Source organism: Acidipropionibacterium virtanenii, from assembly GCF_003325455.1.
GTDB lineage: Bacteria > Actinomycetota > Actinomycetes > Propionibacteriales > Propionibacteriaceae > Acidipropionibacterium > Acidipropionibacterium virtanenii.
In genome coordinates, this window is record NZ_CP025198.1 from 2788403 (window position 1) to 2806014 (window position 17612).

Genomic DNA, 17612 nt, shown 5'->3' on the forward strand with positions numbered 1-17612 from the left:
CAGATGATCAGAGTGGGGACACGGTGAACAGGGTGGCGGATCAGCCCACCGCGCCCCTGAGCGGGCGGGCGCGCCGCGGCCACGGCGCGCCCGGGGAGCCGCGCCGGGTGGCGTGGCTCTACATCCTGCCCGGGTTTCTCATCTACGGGCTGTTCCTGCTGTATCCGTTGATCCGTTCGGTCCAGATCTCGCTCTACGACTGGGACGGGCTGACCCTGGGCACCTGGGCGGGGCTGGGAAATTACGCGAAGGTCTTCACCGATGTGTCGCTGCGCGGCGCCTTCGGCCACGCCCTGGTGCTGATGGTCTTCTTCGCGGTGCTGCCGTTGGTGATCGGGCTCGTCCTGGCCGCCGTCATCAACCACGGGAAGGTGCGGGGACTGTCCTTCTTCCGCACCGTCATCTTCCTGCCCCAGGTGGTCGCGATGGTGGCGATCGGCGTCGCCTGGCGCCACATCTACGAACCCGACGGGCCCCTCAATCAGGCTCTGCAGGGGATCGGGCTGGGTGCCCTGGCACGCGCCTGGCTCGGCGACTACACGTGGTCACTGCCGGCGGTGGGGTTCGTGGGGACGTGGTTCGAGATCGGGCTGGTGACGATCCTCATGCTGGCGGGAATGTCGCGCATCGGCCGCGACCAGTACGAGGCGGCCCGGCTCGACGGTGCCGGGCCGGTGCGCGAGTTCTTCGCGATCACTCTGCCCTCGGTGCGCGGCGAGACGGCGGTCGCGCTCACCATGACGGTCATCGCGGCCCTCAAGACCTTCGATCTGGTCTACATCATGACCAAGGGAGGGCCCGGCAATCAGACCTCGGTGCCCTCCTACGAGGTCTACCACCGGGCCTTCGAACTCGGGAATGTGGGCACCGCCGCGGCCATCGGCGTCGTGCTCACCGCCCTCATCTTCGTCATCTCGGTGGGCATCCAGCGGCTCGGGAGGCAGGACTGATGCGCACCAGTCGCAGCGAGACCCTCGTCAACTACCTCATCCTCGGGATCTTCGCGCTCTTCGCGCTCGCTCCCCTGGCGACACTTCTCTCCTCGGCCCTGGGCCACGACACCGGCGCCCCGGGAGGCGTGGCGAATTTCGCCACCGCCTGGACGCAGGGCCACTTCGGCCGCTCGATGGTCACCAGCATCGTCGTGTCAGTGATCGTGGTCGTGGTGGCGACCACGGCGTCGATCATGACCGGCTACGCCTTCGGGACCATGCGGTTCCGCGGCTCCACGCCGGTCTTCTACCTCTTCCTGCTGGGCATGATGATGCCCTCGGAGGCCATCGTGGTGCCGCTCTACTTCGACCTGCGATCCCTGCACATGACCGACACCATCTGGGCGATCGTGCTGCCCCAGACCGCCCAGTCGATCGCCTTCGGCACCTTCTGGCTGCGCGCCTACTTCCGCACCTCGAGCCGGGAGCTGGTGGAGGCCGCCCGCCTGGACGGCCTCAGCTCCTGGCAGACGCTGTGGCGGATCGTGGCGCCGGTGGGCCAGCCGTCGATCCTCACCCTGGTGGTGCTGGAGTTCATGTGGACGTGGAACGAGTTCCTCATCCCGCTGGTGATGGCCAGCTCGGAGAGCCTGCGCACCGCACCCCTGGGCCTGGCCTTCTTCCAGGGCCAGTACACCCAGGGGTTCACGCTGCTCGCCGCCGGCGCGGTGATCGTGGCGCTGCCGGTGGTGATCGCCTACGTCTTCCTGCAGCGCCACTTCATCGCCGGGATGACGGAGGGTGCGGTCAAGTAGACGGCCGCCGAGGTCGTGTAGGAAATGTGGGCGTCATTTCCCACACTTCCTACACATTCTCAGCGGGCCACCCGCTCAGCCCACCGCAGCCGGGTCGGCGGTCACGATCTCCAGGCCGTCGGAGTTGTCGCTCACGTCGAAGGTGACGACGTCGCCCTCGGCAGTCTGGCCCGACAGCATCCGCCGGGCGAGTTGATCCTCGACGGTCGTCTGGATCAGCCGACGCAGCGGGCGGGCGCCGTAGACCGGGTCGTAGCCGGTCATGGCCAGCCAGTCCTTGGCGGCCTGGGTGAGCTCGACGGTGATGCGGCGCTCTGCGAGCCGGGAGTTGAGCTTGTCCAGGTTGGTGTCGACGATCCGGCTGAGGTCCGCGGTGGTGAGCGGATCGAACAGGACGATGTCGTCGAGCCGGTTGAGGAACTCGGGGCGGAAGGCGTTGCGCACCGCACCCATCACGGCGTCGCGCCTGGCGGCCTCGTCGAGGCTCTGGTCCGAGAGGAACTGGGAGCCCAGATTCGAGGTGAGGATGAGGATGGTGTTGCGGAAGTCCACCGTGCGGCCCTGGCCATCGGTCAGGCGGCCGTCATCGAGCACCTGCAGCAGGATGTTGAAGACGTCGCGATGAGCCTTCTCCACCTCGTCGAGCAGGATCACCGAGTAGGGACGCCGCCGCACCGCCTCGGTGAGCTGGCCGCCCTCCTCGTAGCCGACGTAGCCCGGAGGGGCGCCGACCAGGCGGGATACCGAGTGCTTCTCCATGTACTCGCTCATGTCGATGCGGACCATCGAGGTCTCGTCGTCGAAGAGGAACTCGGCCAGGGACTTCGCCAGCTCGGTCTTGCCGACGCCGGTGGGTCCCAGGAAGAGGAAGGATCCGGTCGGACGGTTCGGGTCCGAGATGCCGGCGCGGGAACGGCGCACGGCGTCGGCGACGGTCGCCACAGCCTTGTCCTGGCCGATGAGGCGGTCGTGGATCCGCGACTCCATCTTGAGCAGCTTCTCCTGCTCGCCCTGCATCATCCGTCCGACCGGGATGCCGGTCCAGGCCGAGACGACCTCGGCGATGTCGGTGGTGCCGACCTCCTCCGAGACCATCCGGGGGGTCTCCTCCTCGGCCTCGGCGGCCGCCTCCATCTCCTTCTCCAGGCCAGGGATCTGGCCGTAGAGGATCTCCGAGGCCTTGCCGAACTCGCCCTCCCGCTGGAACTTGTCGGCGGTGGTGCGCAGGCCGTCGATCTGCGTCTTGAGCTCGCCGACCCGGTTCAGCCCGGCCTTCTCGGCCTGCCAGCGGGCCTCCAGGCCGCGCAGCTGCTCCTGCTTGTCGGCCATCTCTCCCTGCAGGCGGGCCAGCCGCTGCTTGGACGCCGGATCCTCCTCCTTCTCGATGGCGAAGATCTCCATCTTCATCCGGTCCACCTCGCGGCGCAGCGTGTCGATCTCCTCCGGCGACGAGTCGATCTCCATGCGCAGCCTCGAGGCGGCCTCATCGATCAGGTCGATGGCCTTGTCGGGGAGCTGCCGGGCGCTGATGTAGCGGTCGGACAGGGATGCGGCGGCCACCAGGGCGCCGTCGGTGATGCGGACCTTGTGGTGGGCCTCGTAGCGTTCGCGCAGCCCGCGCAGGATGGCGATGGTGTCCTCCACCGAGGGCTCGCCGACCAGCACCTGCTGGAAGCGGCGCTCGAAGGCCGGGTCCTTCTCGATGTGCTCGCGGTACTCGTCCAGCGTGGTGGCGCCGATCATCCGCAGCTCGCCGCGGGCCAGCATCGGCTTGAGCATATTGCCGGCGTCCATCGATCCCTCACCGGTCGCACCGGCACCGACCACGGTGTGCAGCTCGTCGATGAAGGTGATGATCTGCCCCTCGGCATCCTTGATCTCGCCCAGCACGGCCTTGAGGCGTTCCTCGAACTCGCCGCGGTACTTGGCGCCGGCGACCATCGAGGACAGGTCCAGGGAGACGACGCGGCGTCCCTTGAGGGAGTCGGGGACGTCTCCGGCGACCACGCGCTGGGCCAGACCCTCGACGACGGCGGTCTTGCCGACGCCGGGCTCGCCGATCAGCACGGGGTTGTTCTTGGTGCGCCTGGCCAGGACCTGCACCACCCTGCGGATCTCGGCGTCGCGTCCGATGACCGGATCGAGCTTGCCGGCGCGTGCCCGCTCGGTGAGATCGACGGAGTACTTGGCCAGGGCGGACTCGCCGCCCTCGGACTCCTCGGAGGTGACCCGGCGGTCGCCACGGGCCTCGTTGAAGGCGCGGGTCAGCGCATCGGCCTTGAGACCGAGCGCGGACAGGCCGGGCTGGACGTCGCTGGGGACGGTGGTCAGCGAGATGAGCAGGTGCTCGGTGGCGACGAAGGAGTCGCCCAGCTGCTGGGCGCGGTTCTGGGCGTCGGCGATGACCCGGGCGAAGGAACCGGAGAGCTGGGGCTGGGAGACCGATGCTCCCGAGGACGACGGCAGTTTGCGCATCGCCTCGGTGGCCACCCGGTCGATCTTCTCGGGCTCCACTCCAAGGCCCTTGACCAGAGGCCCGACGGTGTTGTCGGGAATGGTGAACAGGGCGTGGAGAAGGTGTGACGGCTCAACGGACGGGTTGCCGTGAGCCAGTGCATGGCGCGAGGCGGCTGAGACCGCGTCGCGACTCATCGTGGTGAGATTCGTGTCCATGTATGCCTCGCAAGGTTGAGTTCTACTGACTCAAGTATGGTTGCTTGACTCAGAACGTCAAGCCAAACTTGAGTGACATAGACTCAACTGCAGGAGGGCCGGCGATATTCCGCTTGGAGGCCGCAGCTGCGCCTCAGGCCACCGGATCGGCGCTGAGCATCTCCTCCAGGCGCTCCACGGTGTCGTGCCAGTCGCGCACCGCCACGCAGGGGATGCCCATCGCCTTGACCGGGTAGTCGTTGCCGTGGATGTCGAGACGGTCGCCGTAGAACAGCACATCCTGCTTGGAAAGCCCGGTGGCCACCAGCAGCTTCTTCATCCCGAAGGACTTGTCGCGGCCGATCCGGGTGATGTCCACCGACGTCGACCCTCCGGCGCGCACCTCCAGGTCGGGCAGCTCGGCCGCGACCGCCTCGCGCAGCGCCAGCTTCTTCTCACCGGTCGGGTCCCAGGATCGCTTGGCCTTGACGGGGGCCTCCTGGCCCAGCGCGGAGAAGGTGATCTGGGAGTCCCGGTCCTCGATCGGGGGTCCCCAGGTGTGGGACTCCCACAACCCCAGACGTCGTGCGCACCGTTCCACGGCCGCCTCGGCCCGCTGCTTCTCGTCGTCGGTGAGGGCCTCGAAATAGACCCGGGACCACTGGCCGTCGATGTGCCGGTAGTACTGGGTGCCGCAGGCAGGCATCAGGTGCAGCCGGTCCAGGCCGCTCACCTCCAGCTCCTCGAGGGGCTCGACGACCTGCTTGCGGAACTGGCCGAACTGGCCGCCCGAGATGATGCACACCTGGGTGCGGCTCAGCAGACGGCCGAGCACACGGGCGATGGCTTCGGGCAGCCTCGTCTTCGAGGGGGCCAGGGTGTCGTCGAGGTCGAAGACCACGATCGGAGAAAGTTGAGCGGTCACGTGGCAAAACCTACCCGAGCGACACCCCGGCCGCCTGTCCCCCGCCCGGCTGACTCAGCTGATCGATGCCTGGTAGATCTCGGCGATCGAGCTCGCCAGGGTGGCGTCGAAGTCCTCGTCCGACTGGTCGACGCTCAGTCCCTCGCTCAGCGCCCGGGAGAAGCTGGCGATCAGCCCGTGGTTGCGCATCAGGATCTCATCGGCGTCGTGTCTGGAGTACCCGCCCGACAGTGCGGCCACTCTCACCACCTTCGGGTCGGCGATGAAGTCGGCATAGAAATCGTCGGTCGTCGGCGGGGTCAGCTTGAGCATGATCCGCGCGTCATCGGGCAGGGCATCGATGTTGCGGCGCAACCGTGAATGGAGGATGTCCTCGGCCTGCTGCTTGTTCGGGGCGTGGATGTCCACCTCCGGTTCCAGAATCGGCACCAGGCCGGCGGCCCGGACGTGGTCCCCGATCTCGAACTGCTGATCGACGTTGCGGGCGATACCGGCCTCGTCGGCGTCCAGAATGACCGAGCGGGCCTTCGTGCCGAAGATGTGCTTCTCGTCGCGAGCCCTGGCCAGGGTCTCGTCCAGGCCCGGGATGGGCTTCATGACGCGGACGTGATCGGCGGCGTCCTCCAGACCCTTGTCGATCTTGAGGATGGGGACGATCCCCTTGCGCTCCCACAGATAATCGGCCGTGGGGACGCCCTCGATCTCGCGGTCCATGGTCTGCTCGAACAGGATGCCGGCCAGGATGTGCGCCGCGGTGAACGACGGACTGGTGATGATGCGGGTCCTCATCTCATGGACGAGGTCGAACATCTTGTCCTTGTCGTCGCCGTAGGCATCCTCCTCGATTCCGTAGGCCCTGAGCGCCTTGGGAGTGCTGCCTCCGGACTGGTCCAGTGCCGCGATGAATCCAGGGGCCGAGTGCATCCGATCCAACTGTTGTGTGTTCATGACGTTCTCCTTCCACCTGAGTACCCCGGCGAAAGGCTGCGCGCCCGTCGTCAAGGCACACTGCCAGCCTACGCGAGCTTGCCGGCCGACAAGCCGAGTGCGCGCAACCCGACCGTCCCCTTCGGCCCAGCCGCCCCCGGCAGTCCACCTTTGAATTTGCTTTGCGTCTCTAACTCGGCGTTGGCCCTCTAGCAGGAGGGCCAACGCCGAGTTAGAGACGCAAAGCAACCACACAGGAATTTAGAAGGGGCGCCGGGATTGGAAAGGGCATCGGGCGACGAAAAGGACGCCGAGGACACGGGTTCAGCGCGGCACCGAGTACCAGCCCCGGCCCATCCTCACCAGGGCCGCAGCGCCGCGCCTCCCGACCTCGATCCTCTCCACGGTCAGCACCACGACGGTGGCCGTGCCGACGTCGACCATCCGAGTGACCACCGCGTGCAGCCGGGGCGTCTCGACGTCGAGCTGAGGGGCGTTCTCGGCCGACCTCTGCCATTGGATGCCGGTGGCCGAGACGCCGTGGCGGGCGAAGCTGTCGGCCAGATCCTGCTGACCGGTGTCGAGCGGGTGGATGACGGCCCGGTCCCCCTCATGGAGGGCCGCCAGAGTCGTCGAGGAGTTGGCCATCGACACGCTGACCATCGGGGGAACCACCGAGACCGACGTCAGCGAGGAGACCGTCATCCCGACCGGCCGGGTGGGCCCATCGGCGGTGAGCACCGCGACTCCCGCGGGATGCCAGCGAAAGACGTCGGCCAGCCGGATACCGACGTCGGAGACCTGGGGAACGGGATTCGCACTCACCCCCAGACACTCGCACACCTGATCGCCACGGCGCCAGAGCGCGAACCTCCCGGTTCGCGAGCGGCTGAGAACCGCGCGCTCAGCCGGCGCCGGTCAGCGTGAGCCAGATCAGCGCCAGATTGAGCACCGTGATGAGACCGGTGACAGCCCACGAGATGACCCGCATCGGGGCGCCGTTGACGAACCGGCCCATCAGGTTGCGGTCGTTGGTGAGCCTGGTGAGCGGTGCGATCGCGAAGGGCAGTCCCATGCTCAGCAGCACCTGGGAGAGCACCAGCGCCCAGGTGGGCGAGATCGGGGTGGCCAGCAGGACCAGAGCCGGGATGAGGGTGACGAGGCGGCGGGTGAGCAGCGGCACCCGGATGTGCAGCAGTCCCTTCATGATCTCGGCCCCGGCATAGGCGCCCACCGATGTGGAGGCCAGCCCGGATGCCAGCAGGCCGATCGCGAAGATCAGCGCGACGACCGGTCCCAGGGCGTGCCCGATGGCCGCATGGGCGGCCTGGATGCCGTCGATCCCGTGGACGCCGAAGAGGCTGGAGGCGGCCAGCAGGAGCATGGCGATGTTGACCGACCCGGCGATCGCCAGGGACAGCCCGACATCCCACCGGGTGACCGACAGCAGCCTGCGGGTCCGCGCGGGATCCTCGGAGGAGCCGTGGCGGTCGCGGACCAGGGCCGAGTGCATGTAGATGGCGTGCGGCATGATCGTGGCGCCGAGCATCGAGGTGGCCAGGACCAGCGTCCGTTGCCCCTCGAAGCGCGGGACGAGCCCGTCCAGGGCGTCCCCCCAGGACACCCCGGAGACGAACAGGCCGGCGGTGAATCCGATCGTCACCACCAGCAGCATGCCGATGATGACCAGCTCGAAGGCGTGCTGGCTGTGCCGCGACGGGATGGCCAGCAGGCCCATGGACACGGCGCCGATGATGACGCCCCCGGCCAGCAGCGGCAGATCGAACAGCAGGTTGAGGGCGATCGCCCCGCCGATCACCTCGGCCAGATCGGTGGCAGCGGCGACCAGCTCGGCCTGGACCCAGAACGCGATCCGGGCCCATCGATGCTCGATCCGTTCGCCGATGATCTGCGGCAGGCTCTGGCCGGTGACCAGGCCGAGCTTGGCGGAGAGATACTGCACGAGCATGGCCATGACGTTGGAGGCCACCAGCACCCAGACCAGCAGGTAGCCGAACTCGGCGCCGGCCGACAGGTTGGCGGCCACGTTGCCGGGATCGACGTATGCCACCGCGGCTACGAAGCCGGGCCCCAGAAGCCTCCAGAGATGACGGCGGCCGCCGCCATCCCTGTGCAGGGCGCGGTCCACCGCTCCGACATCGCCGAGGTCGCTCACGCACCGCAAACTACCGCATCGCCCCGGGCCGAGGCCCCGCCACGTGCGACAACACGAGTGCGAGCGCTCCGCCCGGAGCACTCCCGGCGGCAGCCGCTCGGCCGATCCGCGGCACTGACCGCCTGTAGGGGCCGTCCGTAGAAGTCGAAATATCAGACCATTGCCGAACTAGTCCATTGTGGTCTGCACGTGCCGGCCCCAAAGAAACCACACCAGTGGCCCCAGGAATGGGAAGCAGAACACGACCACGATCCATACCAGCTTTCCACCCGCCATCAGCCGTGGGCTCTTTGCCACACTCACCAGCGCGGCGATGAACAGCGTGACAAGTCCCACGACCGCGAGAACTGCGAGTAGTAGCATGCCGGCGGACGCCCATGCGGACAGGTCACCGGTCTCCAAGATCTGCATATCCATTCACGTCTCCTTTCTCCACTGAAGCTCAATCGATATGCGTCAACGCTAGTGACCGCTTTCTGCCCGGGAAACCTACCCGGGTAGGACTTCCCAGACCGCGGCCGCCCCGGCCCGAGGATCAGGACGGCACCCTCGGTGGTACTGCGGGATGAGGCCGGACCGGTGTGCCGGCGTCGTGATGAGACCGTGAGTCCCGCAGAAGGGTTCACTATCCGATTGACACCTCCAGAGAACAATTGTCCGGACAATCCGTGCGCTGCGGGCGAAGACTCCCGCCCCGTCCCGCGGGAATAATTCCGCCGGTCCTCGGCTAGGCATCGGACGTCCCTGCATCATCCCTTGTCACAGGGCCCACGTTGAGGCCTCTGCAGAGGCCGTGCCGCACCTTCGGCCAGTCATCTACCCGCACCGCTGCACAGATTCGCACGCCTCCCGTGCCGCGTTTCACCCGGCGCCCGGAAGGTGCGTATAGTTCTTCATGTCAGGTCAAACGGCCTGATACCTCCGGGGAACCGGGGGACGCACGAAGCCGTGCCGGGCGCGGCCGCTTCGTCGTGTCTGGCACCAGTTCATGGAAGCAGGCACTCACATGACCGCCATCTCTCTCAACACCCCGATCCTGGCCACCAACCGCGCCGAGGTCTCCAGCTTCAACGTCAAGGCCGTCGCCGTCATCCTGATGGCTGTCTCCCTGGTGCTGGCCATCACCGGCATCGCGACCTCCTCCCCCGTCATCGTCATCGCCGCCGGGCTCATGACCGCCGGCGCCGGCATCACCCTGGCCTGGAGGTCGATGCTCTCCGAGCTCAACTGACCCGCGGCGGCGCACGGCCGTCGATCCATGCTGAGACGCAACGGTGAGTCTCACGCCTGCGGCTCTTTGAGCCGAGACGCATCCGTATCCCAGTATCGCGAAGGGGCCCGTCACACCGACGGGCCCCTTCGCCGTCCCCAGAGAATCCCCCGCTACTTCCCCATGACGCTCCGACCGGGGGAGGATGCCCGAACCGTCCGGGCTCCGTAGGCTCGGCATGTGAGCATTCGAGGGATACACGGCTGGTTCACCCGGCACCCCATGGTGTGGGACGCCGTCCTCGCGTGCATCCTGTGGCCTCCGGCAGCTGCCGGGACGATGGCTACCGCGACGACCCTGCCACACTTCCTCTGGTCCCTCCTGTTCACCATGCCGTTGATCTGGCGACGCACCCGACCAGATGTTGCAGCCGGCGGTGTGGCCCTGGCCTGTTTGATTCAGCTGGCGGTCTGGCCAGGCCCCATCAGCGGGGATCTCTGCGTCCCCATCGTCATCTATGCCGTCGTCGCCTACGGACAGCCCAGACGCGCCAAGTGGTGGTTGTGGCTCGCCCTGGCCGGCAGCGTCGCGGCCGGACTGTTCTGGACCCTCGATGACGGGTTTCTCACTCGTCACAGCATGCGGACCGCGATCTTCAGCATCATGACTGAGACCATCGTCTGCGCGGTCATCGTGCTGATGGCCTGGTACGCCGGCCGCTTCGCCCGGGAGCGCCGCCTCAACATCGACCAGCTCCGCCGTCGCGCCGAGGACCTGGAACGCGAGCGCGACCAGCGGGTGCGCCTGGCCACCCAGGAGGAGCGCACCCGGATCGCCCGCGAGATGCACGACATCGTCGCCCACTCCCTGTCGGTGATCGTGGTGCAGGCCGACGGCGGGGCCTACCTGGCCCACCATGAGGAGGCCGGCGACGCCGCCACCCGCCTGGAAGCCTCCGGCAGGGCTCTGGACACCGTCGCCGAGACCGCGCGGCGGGCCCTCACCGAGACCCGCCGACTGGTCGGGGTGCTGCGCGACGACTCCGACGAACCGGCCGAGCTGGCCCCCTCGCAGGGGCTGGCGGAACTGCCCGAGCTCATCGCCGAGACCCGCCGGGCGCTCCCCGTGACCCTGGAGGTCGTCGGTGACCCGGACTCCCACCCGCCGCTGCCCGAAGGGGCGGACCTGGCCGCGTACCGCGTCGTCCAGGAATCGCTGACCAACACCCTCAAGCACGCCGGGCCGGCAGCCACGGCCGCAGTGACCATCACCCACGGCCCGGAATCCGTGGAGATCCTGGTGGTCGACGACGGCCGCGGCACAGAGGGCGCCGCCGACGACGGGGCCGGGCACGGGCTCGTGGGGATGCGTGAGAGGGTGGCCGCATGGGGCGGCACCCTGGAGGCCAGGGACCGTCTCGACGGCGGCTTCCAGGTGCGTGCGGTGATTCCCGTCGAGCACTGATCCCCACCACTGGCCGCCGGGCCTCAACCCGACGAACCCATGACCACCACCGAGGAGACGACACCGTGACCGCCGACCACCCCATCCGCCTGCTGCTCGCCGACGACCAGGAGATGGTGCGCGTCGGCTTCCGGATGGTGCTGGACGCCCAGCCCGACATGACGGTGGTCGGCGAGGCCGGCGACGGCGCTGAAGCCGTGCGGCTGACCGCCGAGCTGCACCCCGACATCGTCCTGATGGACATCCGGATGCCGCGGATGGACGGCCTGGAGGCCACCCGCACCATCATCGAGGCCGACCCCGCGGTCCGGGTGCTGGTGCTCACCACCTTCGATCTGGACGAGTACGTCCATGCCGCGCTTCGCGCCGGGGCGGGCGGCTTCCTGCTGAAGGACGCCGGGCCGGCCGAACTGCTGGCCGGCATCCGCGCAGTGAGCTCCGGGGACGCCGTGGTCGCCCCGTCGGCCACCCGCCGGCTGCTGGAACGGTTCCTCCCACACGACTCGGCTGCCCAAGCACCCACCGACCCGAAACTCATCGCCGCGCTATCCGACCGGGAGCGCGAGGTGCTGGTGTGCGTGGGCCAAGGGCTCACCAACACTGAGATCGCCGGGAAGCTCTTCCTGGCCGAGACCACCGTCAAGACCCACATCGGCCACATCCTCACCAAACTGGGGCTGCGCGACCGGGTGCAGATGGTCATCACCGCCTACGACGCCGGCCTGGTGAGGCCCGGCCGGTGAGACGCCTGGCGGCCCGCGTCGCGGACTGGCGGGCATGGCGCAGCAGGGGGCTCCGGCTGGCCTGCACATGCGCGCTGGCGGCGGTGATCGGCGTCATCGTCTTCACCCCGGATCCGGGGGCCGGGCCCGGCCTGGCGCCGCCGCTGGAGTTCACCGCCAACATCGTCATGTTCGTACCGGTCGGGGCCGTGGCCTGGTGGTGGCGCCGGTCGGTGCCGCGCAATGTGGTGGTGGGGCTGGTGGCCACCGTGTTCATCGAGACGATTCAGGGACTCTTCCTGCCCCACCGGGTCGCCGATCCGCGCGACGTCGTCGCGAACACCGCCGGGGCCCTCATCGGATCTCTCGTGTGCTGGTGGACAAGCGCCGCTCTCAGGCGGCGAGATACGCCCTGACCGCTCGCTCGATCAGTTCGGCGTCGGTCAACCCTTCGTCGAGCGCCCTCCGATGCAAAGCCTGCCGGACGTCGTCAGGAAGAACATGCGCGAACCCCGGGCCCCACCGGACCTCGGCGGCGTCCAGACGGTGCTCGGACCATCCGGCCTCGAAGTCCGCTGTGATCTCGTCGAGTTGTTCCGGCGTCAGATCGCTCATCCGTCTCTCCACCTCAACCTTCGCGTGTACCGAGGCCGTGCCCGCATGGCACGAATGATCAGTACCTCTCCAGTGTCCTTCACAACACCACCGATCTTCAGCATCCGACACGAACGATCCATTCCCAGACGGATCGACTTCGGCGGATCCTCCCGCGGGAGGAGGCCCGGAACCGTCCGTCGGCATGATCCGCGACGACGTGGCGGCTTCGTAGCGTCGAGGACGTTGATTCCAGTCCTCAGGAGGCATCCGATGTCACAGACCCGCACCCTTCCCGCCGACCCGGCGGCCCCGCCCGCCGGGGAGATGTCACGGAACGCGGCCGTGCGCGCCGCCGACCTCACCAAGACCTATGGCGCCGACGCCACGCTCGTCCGGGCGCTGGACTCGGTGAGCCTGGAGCTGCCGGCCGGCCATTTCACCGCCATCATGGGAGCCTCGGGCTCCGGGAAATCCACCCTGCTGCACTGCATCACCGGACTCGACGCCCCCACCTCGGGGCAGGTGTGGATCGGCGGCACCGAGATCACCGCGCTGAGCGACGACGACCTCACCCGGCTGCGCCGCGATCACGTCGGCTTCATCTTCCAGTCCTTCAATCTGATGCCGACCCTGGACGCCGAGAAGAACATCCTGCTGCCGCTGAAGCTGTCGAGGCGCAGGGTCGACCGCCAGTGGTTCGACCGGGTCGCCCACCTGCTCGGCATCGACGACCGCCTGGACCACCGCCCCTCCGAATTGTCGGGCGGTCAGCAGCAGCGCGTCGCGGTGGCACGGGCTCTCATCACCCGACCCGACGTCATCGTCGCCGACGAACCCACCGGCGCCCTGGACTCGGAGGCCAGCGACGACCTGCTCGGTTTCCTGCGCAACTGCGTCGACGATCTGGGCCAGACCGTGGTGATGGTCACCCACGATCACCACGCCGCCGGCTACGCCGATCGTGTCGTCACGTTGAAAGACGGCCGAATCGACGAGGACCGCTGGCGCTCGGTGCGCGCTGGCATCCCCGCCCGCGCCGCCACCCACTCCGATCAGGAGGCCTGAGATGATTCACGAACGCCGCAGACTCGTCCCCACCCTGCTGGCCGTCATCCTGGGTATCGCCTTCCTTGCCGCCACCCTCATCATGTCGGCCACCATCAAGAGCTCCATAGTCGCCCAGACCTCCGCCTCGGTCGACGGGGCCGACGCCGTGGTCAGCGCGGACGACTCCACCACCATCCCGACCTCGGCGCTCTCCCGGATCAAGGCTCGTTCCGGTGTCGACGCCGTCGAACCGGCCATCTCCACCACCCTGCAGCGCACCGACCGGGCCTCGACGATCGAGGCGCACCTCACCCCGCCCCTGAGCCACGGCACGAGTCTCGCCTCGGGCCGGCTGCCCAACAACGCCGGCGAGGTGGCCATCAACCCGCTGACCACCGACTCCGGGGTGAAGATCGGTCAGAAGATCAACCTGTCGGGATTCAGTGATGACGCCCCGGCCCGCCGGGTCACGGTCGTCGGGGTGATCTCCCCCGGCCCGCGCGTCTCCACGAACAACGACCAGCAGGTCTATCTGGACGCCGCAACCCTCATGACACTGCGCGGCGAGCAGGGCTACGACACCATCTACGTCTCCGGTTCAGGCGGGCAGGACGCCGTCGCGGCCTCCGTGCGCGCCGTCCCCGGCCTGGACCACAAGGGCATCACCGTACGCACCGCCGACGCCCAGCGCGACGTCCTCACCGACCGGGCAATGGCCGGATCGGGGGCGATGACCGGGTTCATGACGGCCTTCGCCGTCATCGCGCTGGCCGTCGGGGCGATCGTCATCGTCAACACCTTCGGCATCCTGGTGGCCCAGCGCACCCGCACCATGGCGCTGGCCCGCTGCGTGGGCGCCACCCGCGCCCAGGTGCGCCGCTCGGTGATGGGAGACGCACTGGAGGTCGGCCTGACAGGATCGGTGCTCGGCGTGATCGCCGGCGCCGGACTGGCCCAACTCATCATCTCAGTGGCCGGTGACTCGACGAACATCCCGCTCGCCAACTGGATCTCGGTGTCGGCGGCCTCGATCATCGTCCCGCTGGCGGCCGGCACGCTCGTCACCCTGCTAGCGGCCCTTCCCCCGGCCCGGCGCGCCACCCGGGTGCCGCCCGTCGCCGCCCTGTCCCCGGTGATCGCCGAACCGACCCGGCGGATCGGTCGAGTCCGGCTGGTGATCGGCCTGGTGCTCTTCGCCGCCGGGGCGGCGCTGCTGGCCTGGGCGGCCGTAGGCGCCGACTCGATGACGCCGGCCCTTCTGGCCGGGATCGCCGGCGGACTGATGAACTTCGCCGGTGTCCTGGTGCTCGCCGTGATCCTCATCCCCAGGCTGGCCCGCGTCATCGGCCGGGCTGCCGGGCGGGTCGGAGGGGTGCCCGCCGACCTGGCGGCCGAGAACGCCCGGCGCAATCCGGGCCGTGCCGCAGCCACGGTCTCGGCCCTGCTGGTCGGCGTCACCCTCATCGTGATGACCGCCGTGGGCGCGGCCTGCGGCCAGTCGACCATCAACGCGGCCCTGGACAAGGAGTTCCCCTTCGACGCCTCGGTGACCAGCTCGCAGCCCGTGACCCCCGCCATGGTCAAGGCGATCTCCCGCACCGAGGGGGTCGCCTCCGCCGGCGCCGTCCCGCAGGCGGCGCTCACCCTGGGCGTCGAGGGCCACGACGACCGCAGCACCGAGGTGACCGGGCTGGGCTACGGCCCCCAGGCCCGCAGCACCTTCCGCGACACCGCCCCGCTGAAGGGTCTGGACGACCGCCACGCGCTGGTCCAGGCCTCCGGGGTGAGGTCCAGTGACCGCGTCACGCTGAAGTCCGGCGGGCGCACCCTCACCCTCACCGCGGTGGTGCCGGAGGGGGCGGACGCGTCGCTCGGCCAGGTGATGCTGACCTCCACCACGCTGGAGAAGGTGTCCCCCGGTGCGCAGCCCCATCAGGCGCTGGTGCGCTACGCGCAGGGCACCGAGGCCTCCGACGTCACCTCGGCGCTGACCACCGCGCTGGCCCCCTACCCGGGCGCCAGCATCAACTCGGCCGCAGACGAGCGGGCGCAGGTGCAGCAGATCGTCACCATCATGATGGTGCTGGTGATCGGGCTGCTGGCGATCTCGGTGGTCATCGCCCTGGTGGGAGTGGCCAACACCCTGGGGCTGTCGGTGCTGGAACGTACCCGCGAGATCGGCCTGCTGAGGGCGCTGGGACTGACCCGGCGTCAGATCCGCGCGATGTTCGGCCACGAGGCCGTCCAGGAATCGGTGGCCGCCGTCATCGTCGGACTGGTACTCGGCTCGGCCTACGGCATCGCCGGCGCCTACGCCCTGCTGGGCAGCGAGGGAACCGCGACGATGCACATCTCCATTCCCTGGGCCCAGCTGGCCGCGGTGACCGTCGTCGCACTGGCGGCCGGCTGGCTGGCCTCGGTGATTCCGGGACGCCATGCCGCCCGCATCAGCCCGGCGGTCGCCCTGGCCGGGGAGTGATCCCCACGATCCTCCAGGGTTCGCACGCCGCTCCTTGTAATACCTGGAGCGGCGTGCGAACCCTGGAGCGTCGTCGCACGGACCGCTGGATGAGCAGGACAGATGGAGCAGGTGAACCCGGGGGAGCACATCTTCGGCGCACCTCACCATCATGGCCACTCCCCGACCACCCGAGTCGTCCCGCTCGCCGGTATCTAGGATGCGGGGAGTGAGTCAACCCCAGCCCCCCACCGATACAGCGCCCCGAACAGACGGGGCGCCTACCGAGAATCCGAAGGACGAGTCTCCGATCGCCCTGCGCCGGGGCCTGCACAACCGCCACATCCAGCTCATCGCGTTGGGCGGGGCGATCGGCACCGGGCTGTTCTACGGCGCCTCCGACTCCATCTCGGCCGCCGGACCGGCCGTCATCGTCAGCTACCTGATCGGCGGCATCGTCATCTACCTGGTGATGCGGGCCCTGGGCGAGATGAGCGTCCACAACCCGACCTCCGGCGCCTTCTCCGAGTACGCCCACGACTACTGGGGAGATCTCGCGGGCTTCGTGTCGGGCTGGAACTACTGGTTCAACTACATCGCCGTGTCGATGGCCGAGCTGTCGGTGGTGGGCATCTACATCAACTACTGGTTCCCGGACGTTCCCCAGTGGGTCACCGCGGCCGTGGTCCTGATCCTCATCACTGCCATCAACCTGCTCCACGTGCGCGCATACGGGGAGTTCGAGTTCTGGTTCGCCATCATCAAGGTGGTCGCCATCCTCGCGATGATCGCCCTCGGCCTGTGGATCATGTTCTTCGGCGCCGGCGGGCATCCGGCCACCGGCCTCACCAACCTGTGGGCCCACGGCGGATTCATGCCCAACGGACTGCACGGAGTGATGACCGGCCTGGTCGTCGTGATGTTCTCCTTCGGCGGGGTCGAGCTCATCGGCATCACCGCCGGCGAGGCAGAGGATCCGCAGCGCTCCATCCCCAGGGCCATCAACCAGGTGGTCTATCGGATCCTCATCTTCTACGTCGGCGCGATCCTCGTCATCGTCTCGCTGACGCCGTGGACGAGGATCGACGGCAAGGCGAGCCCCTTCGTCCAGATCTTCGACCAGGTCGGGATCCCCGGAGCCGCCGCCATCCTCAACGTCGTCGTCCTCACCGCCGCCGCGTCGACCTACAACTCGGGCCTGTACTCCAACGGCCGGATGCTCTTCTCCCTGGCTCACCAGGGCAACGCCCCGAAGATCCTCGGCAGGGTGAGCCGGCACGGCTCCCCATGGGTCGGCATCATCGCCTCCAGCGTCGTCACCGCCATCGCCGTGGTGCTCACCGCCGTGCTGCCTTCCCAGGCCTTCTCCTACGTCATGTCGATCGCACTGATCGCCGCTTTCATCAACTGGGGGATGGTCGTCATCACCCAGCTGCTGTTCCGCCGGAGGATGGACGCCGACGCCGCGGCGGCGCTGCGCTTCCGGATGCCCGGCGCGCCCGTGACGAACTGGCTCGTCCTGGCATTCATGGCCGTTATCGTCGTGCTGATGATCCTGTCGGGAAACCCGGCCTACCAGATCGCGGTGGGCGTCGGACCGGTCTGGCTCATCATCCTCATCGCCGGCTGGGCGCTGTCTCGGCTCCCCCGGCGCCGACGTGAAGCCGCAACGGACCGGAAGGACTGA

Annotated in this window: 16 protein-coding genes; 9 read left to right on the forward strand and 7 right to left on the reverse strand. The window is 68.5% G+C overall.

Features of this window, described 5'->3' with window-relative positions; genetic code table 11:
• Positions 1 to 32: 32 nt before the first annotated feature.
• Positions 33 to 950, forward strand: coding sequence for a carbohydrate ABC transporter permease (locus JS278_RS12960; RefSeq protein WP_114046331.1), 918 nt, complete (start codon positions 33 to 35; stop codon positions 948 to 950).
• A complete protein-coding gene (locus JS278_RS12965) occupies positions 950 to 1747 on the forward strand; it encodes a carbohydrate ABC transporter permease (RefSeq protein ID WP_114045553.1) in 798 nt (265 codons plus the stop codon). The genes JS278_RS12960 and JS278_RS12965 overlap by 1 nt, the downstream gene beginning before the upstream one ends.
• Positions 1748 to 1822: 75 nt before the next feature.
• Here JS278_RS12965 and clpB read toward each other — a convergent pair whose 3' ends face one another.
• The 6 genes from clpB to JS278_RS12995 form a co-directional block, all read right to left on the reverse strand.
• Positions 1823 to 4420, reverse strand: coding sequence for an ATP-dependent chaperone ClpB (gene clpB, locus JS278_RS12970; protein ID WP_114045554.1), 2598 nt, complete (start codon positions 4418 to 4420; stop codon positions 1823 to 1825).
• Positions 4421 to 4553: 133 nt separating this feature from the next.
• Complete coding sequence (locus JS278_RS12975; protein WP_114045555.1) at positions 4554 to 5324, reverse strand: HAD-IIB family hydrolase; 771 nt, start codon at positions 5322 to 5324, stop codon at positions 4554 to 4556.
• Positions 5325 to 5378: 54 nt separating this feature from the next.
• Entirely contained in the window at positions 5379 to 6272 is an 894-nt protein-coding gene (locus tag JS278_RS12980; protein WP_114045556.1) for a fructose bisphosphate aldolase, read from the reverse strand.
• Positions 6273 to 6575: 303 nt separating this feature from the next.
• A complete protein-coding gene (locus tag JS278_RS12985; RefSeq protein ID WP_114045557.1) occupies positions 6576 to 7076 on the reverse strand; it encodes a flavin reductase in 501 nt (166 codons plus the stop codon).
• Between the two features lie 79 nt (positions 7077 to 7155).
• Complete coding sequence (locus JS278_RS12990; RefSeq protein ID WP_245935319.1) at positions 7156 to 8346, reverse strand: Nramp family divalent metal transporter; 1191 nt, start codon at positions 8344 to 8346, stop codon at positions 7156 to 7158.
• A gap of 249 nt (positions 8347 to 8595) precedes the next feature.
• Positions 8596 to 8844 (reverse strand): PLD nuclease N-terminal domain-containing protein, encoded by a 249-nt coding sequence (locus JS278_RS12995; protein WP_220149973.1) that lies wholly within the window; start codon positions 8842 to 8844, stop codon positions 8596 to 8598.
• A 589-nt stretch (positions 8845 to 9433) separates the two neighbouring features.
• Between JS278_RS12995 and JS278_RS13000 the strand changes: the two genes are divergently transcribed.
• The 4 genes from JS278_RS13000 (at position 9434) to JS278_RS16075 (ending at position 12239) form a co-directional block, all read left to right on the forward strand.
• On the forward strand, positions 9434 to 9658 hold the full coding sequence (locus JS278_RS13000; protein ID WP_114045559.1) for a hypothetical protein: 225 nt from the start codon (positions 9434 to 9436) through the stop codon (positions 9656 to 9658).
• Positions 9659 to 9919: 261 nt separating this feature from the next.
• Positions 9920 to 11101: a sensor histidine kinase gene (locus tag JS278_RS13005; protein WP_114045560.1), complete on the forward strand. Its 1182-nt coding sequence runs from the start codon at positions 9920 to 9922 to the stop codon at positions 11099 to 11101.
• Between the two features lie 113 nt (positions 11102 to 11214).
• Positions 11215 to 11844, forward strand: coding sequence for a response regulator (locus JS278_RS13010; RefSeq protein WP_245935320.1), 630 nt, complete (start codon positions 11215 to 11217; stop codon positions 11842 to 11844).
• Complete coding sequence (locus JS278_RS16075; protein WP_181833732.1) at positions 11841 to 12239, forward strand: VanZ family protein; 399 nt, start codon at positions 11841 to 11843, stop codon at positions 12237 to 12239. The genes JS278_RS13010 and JS278_RS16075 overlap by 4 nt, the downstream gene beginning before the upstream one ends.
• Here the strand turns inward: JS278_RS16075 and JS278_RS13020 are convergent.
• Positions 12217 to 12438, reverse strand: coding sequence for a ribbon-helix-helix domain-containing protein (locus tag JS278_RS13020; protein ID WP_114045562.1), 222 nt, complete (start codon positions 12436 to 12438; stop codon positions 12217 to 12219). The genes JS278_RS16075 and JS278_RS13020 overlap by 23 nt on opposite strands.
• Before the next feature lie 306 nt (positions 12439 to 12744).
• On the opposite strand from JS278_RS13020, the gene JS278_RS13025 reads away from it, so the two are divergent.
• The 3 genes from JS278_RS13025 to JS278_RS13035 all read left to right on the forward strand — a co-directional run bounded on the left by JS278_RS13025 (position 12745) and on the right by JS278_RS13035 (position 17612).
• Entirely contained in the window at positions 12745 to 13485 is a 741-nt protein-coding gene (locus JS278_RS13025; protein WP_181833910.1) for an ATP-binding cassette domain-containing protein, read from the forward strand.
• Between the two features lies 1 nt (position 13486).
• Positions 13487 to 15946 carry an ABC transporter permease gene (locus JS278_RS13030; RefSeq protein ID WP_114045564.1) on the forward strand — a complete coding sequence of 820 codons (2460 nt, stop codon included), beginning with the start codon at positions 13487 to 13489 and terminating at the stop codon, positions 15944 to 15946.
• 199 nt (positions 15947 to 16145) lie between these two features.
• Positions 16146 to 17612, forward strand: a complete 1467-nt coding sequence (locus tag JS278_RS13035; RefSeq protein WP_245935114.1) for an amino acid permease — start codon at positions 16146 to 16148, stop codon at positions 17610 to 17612.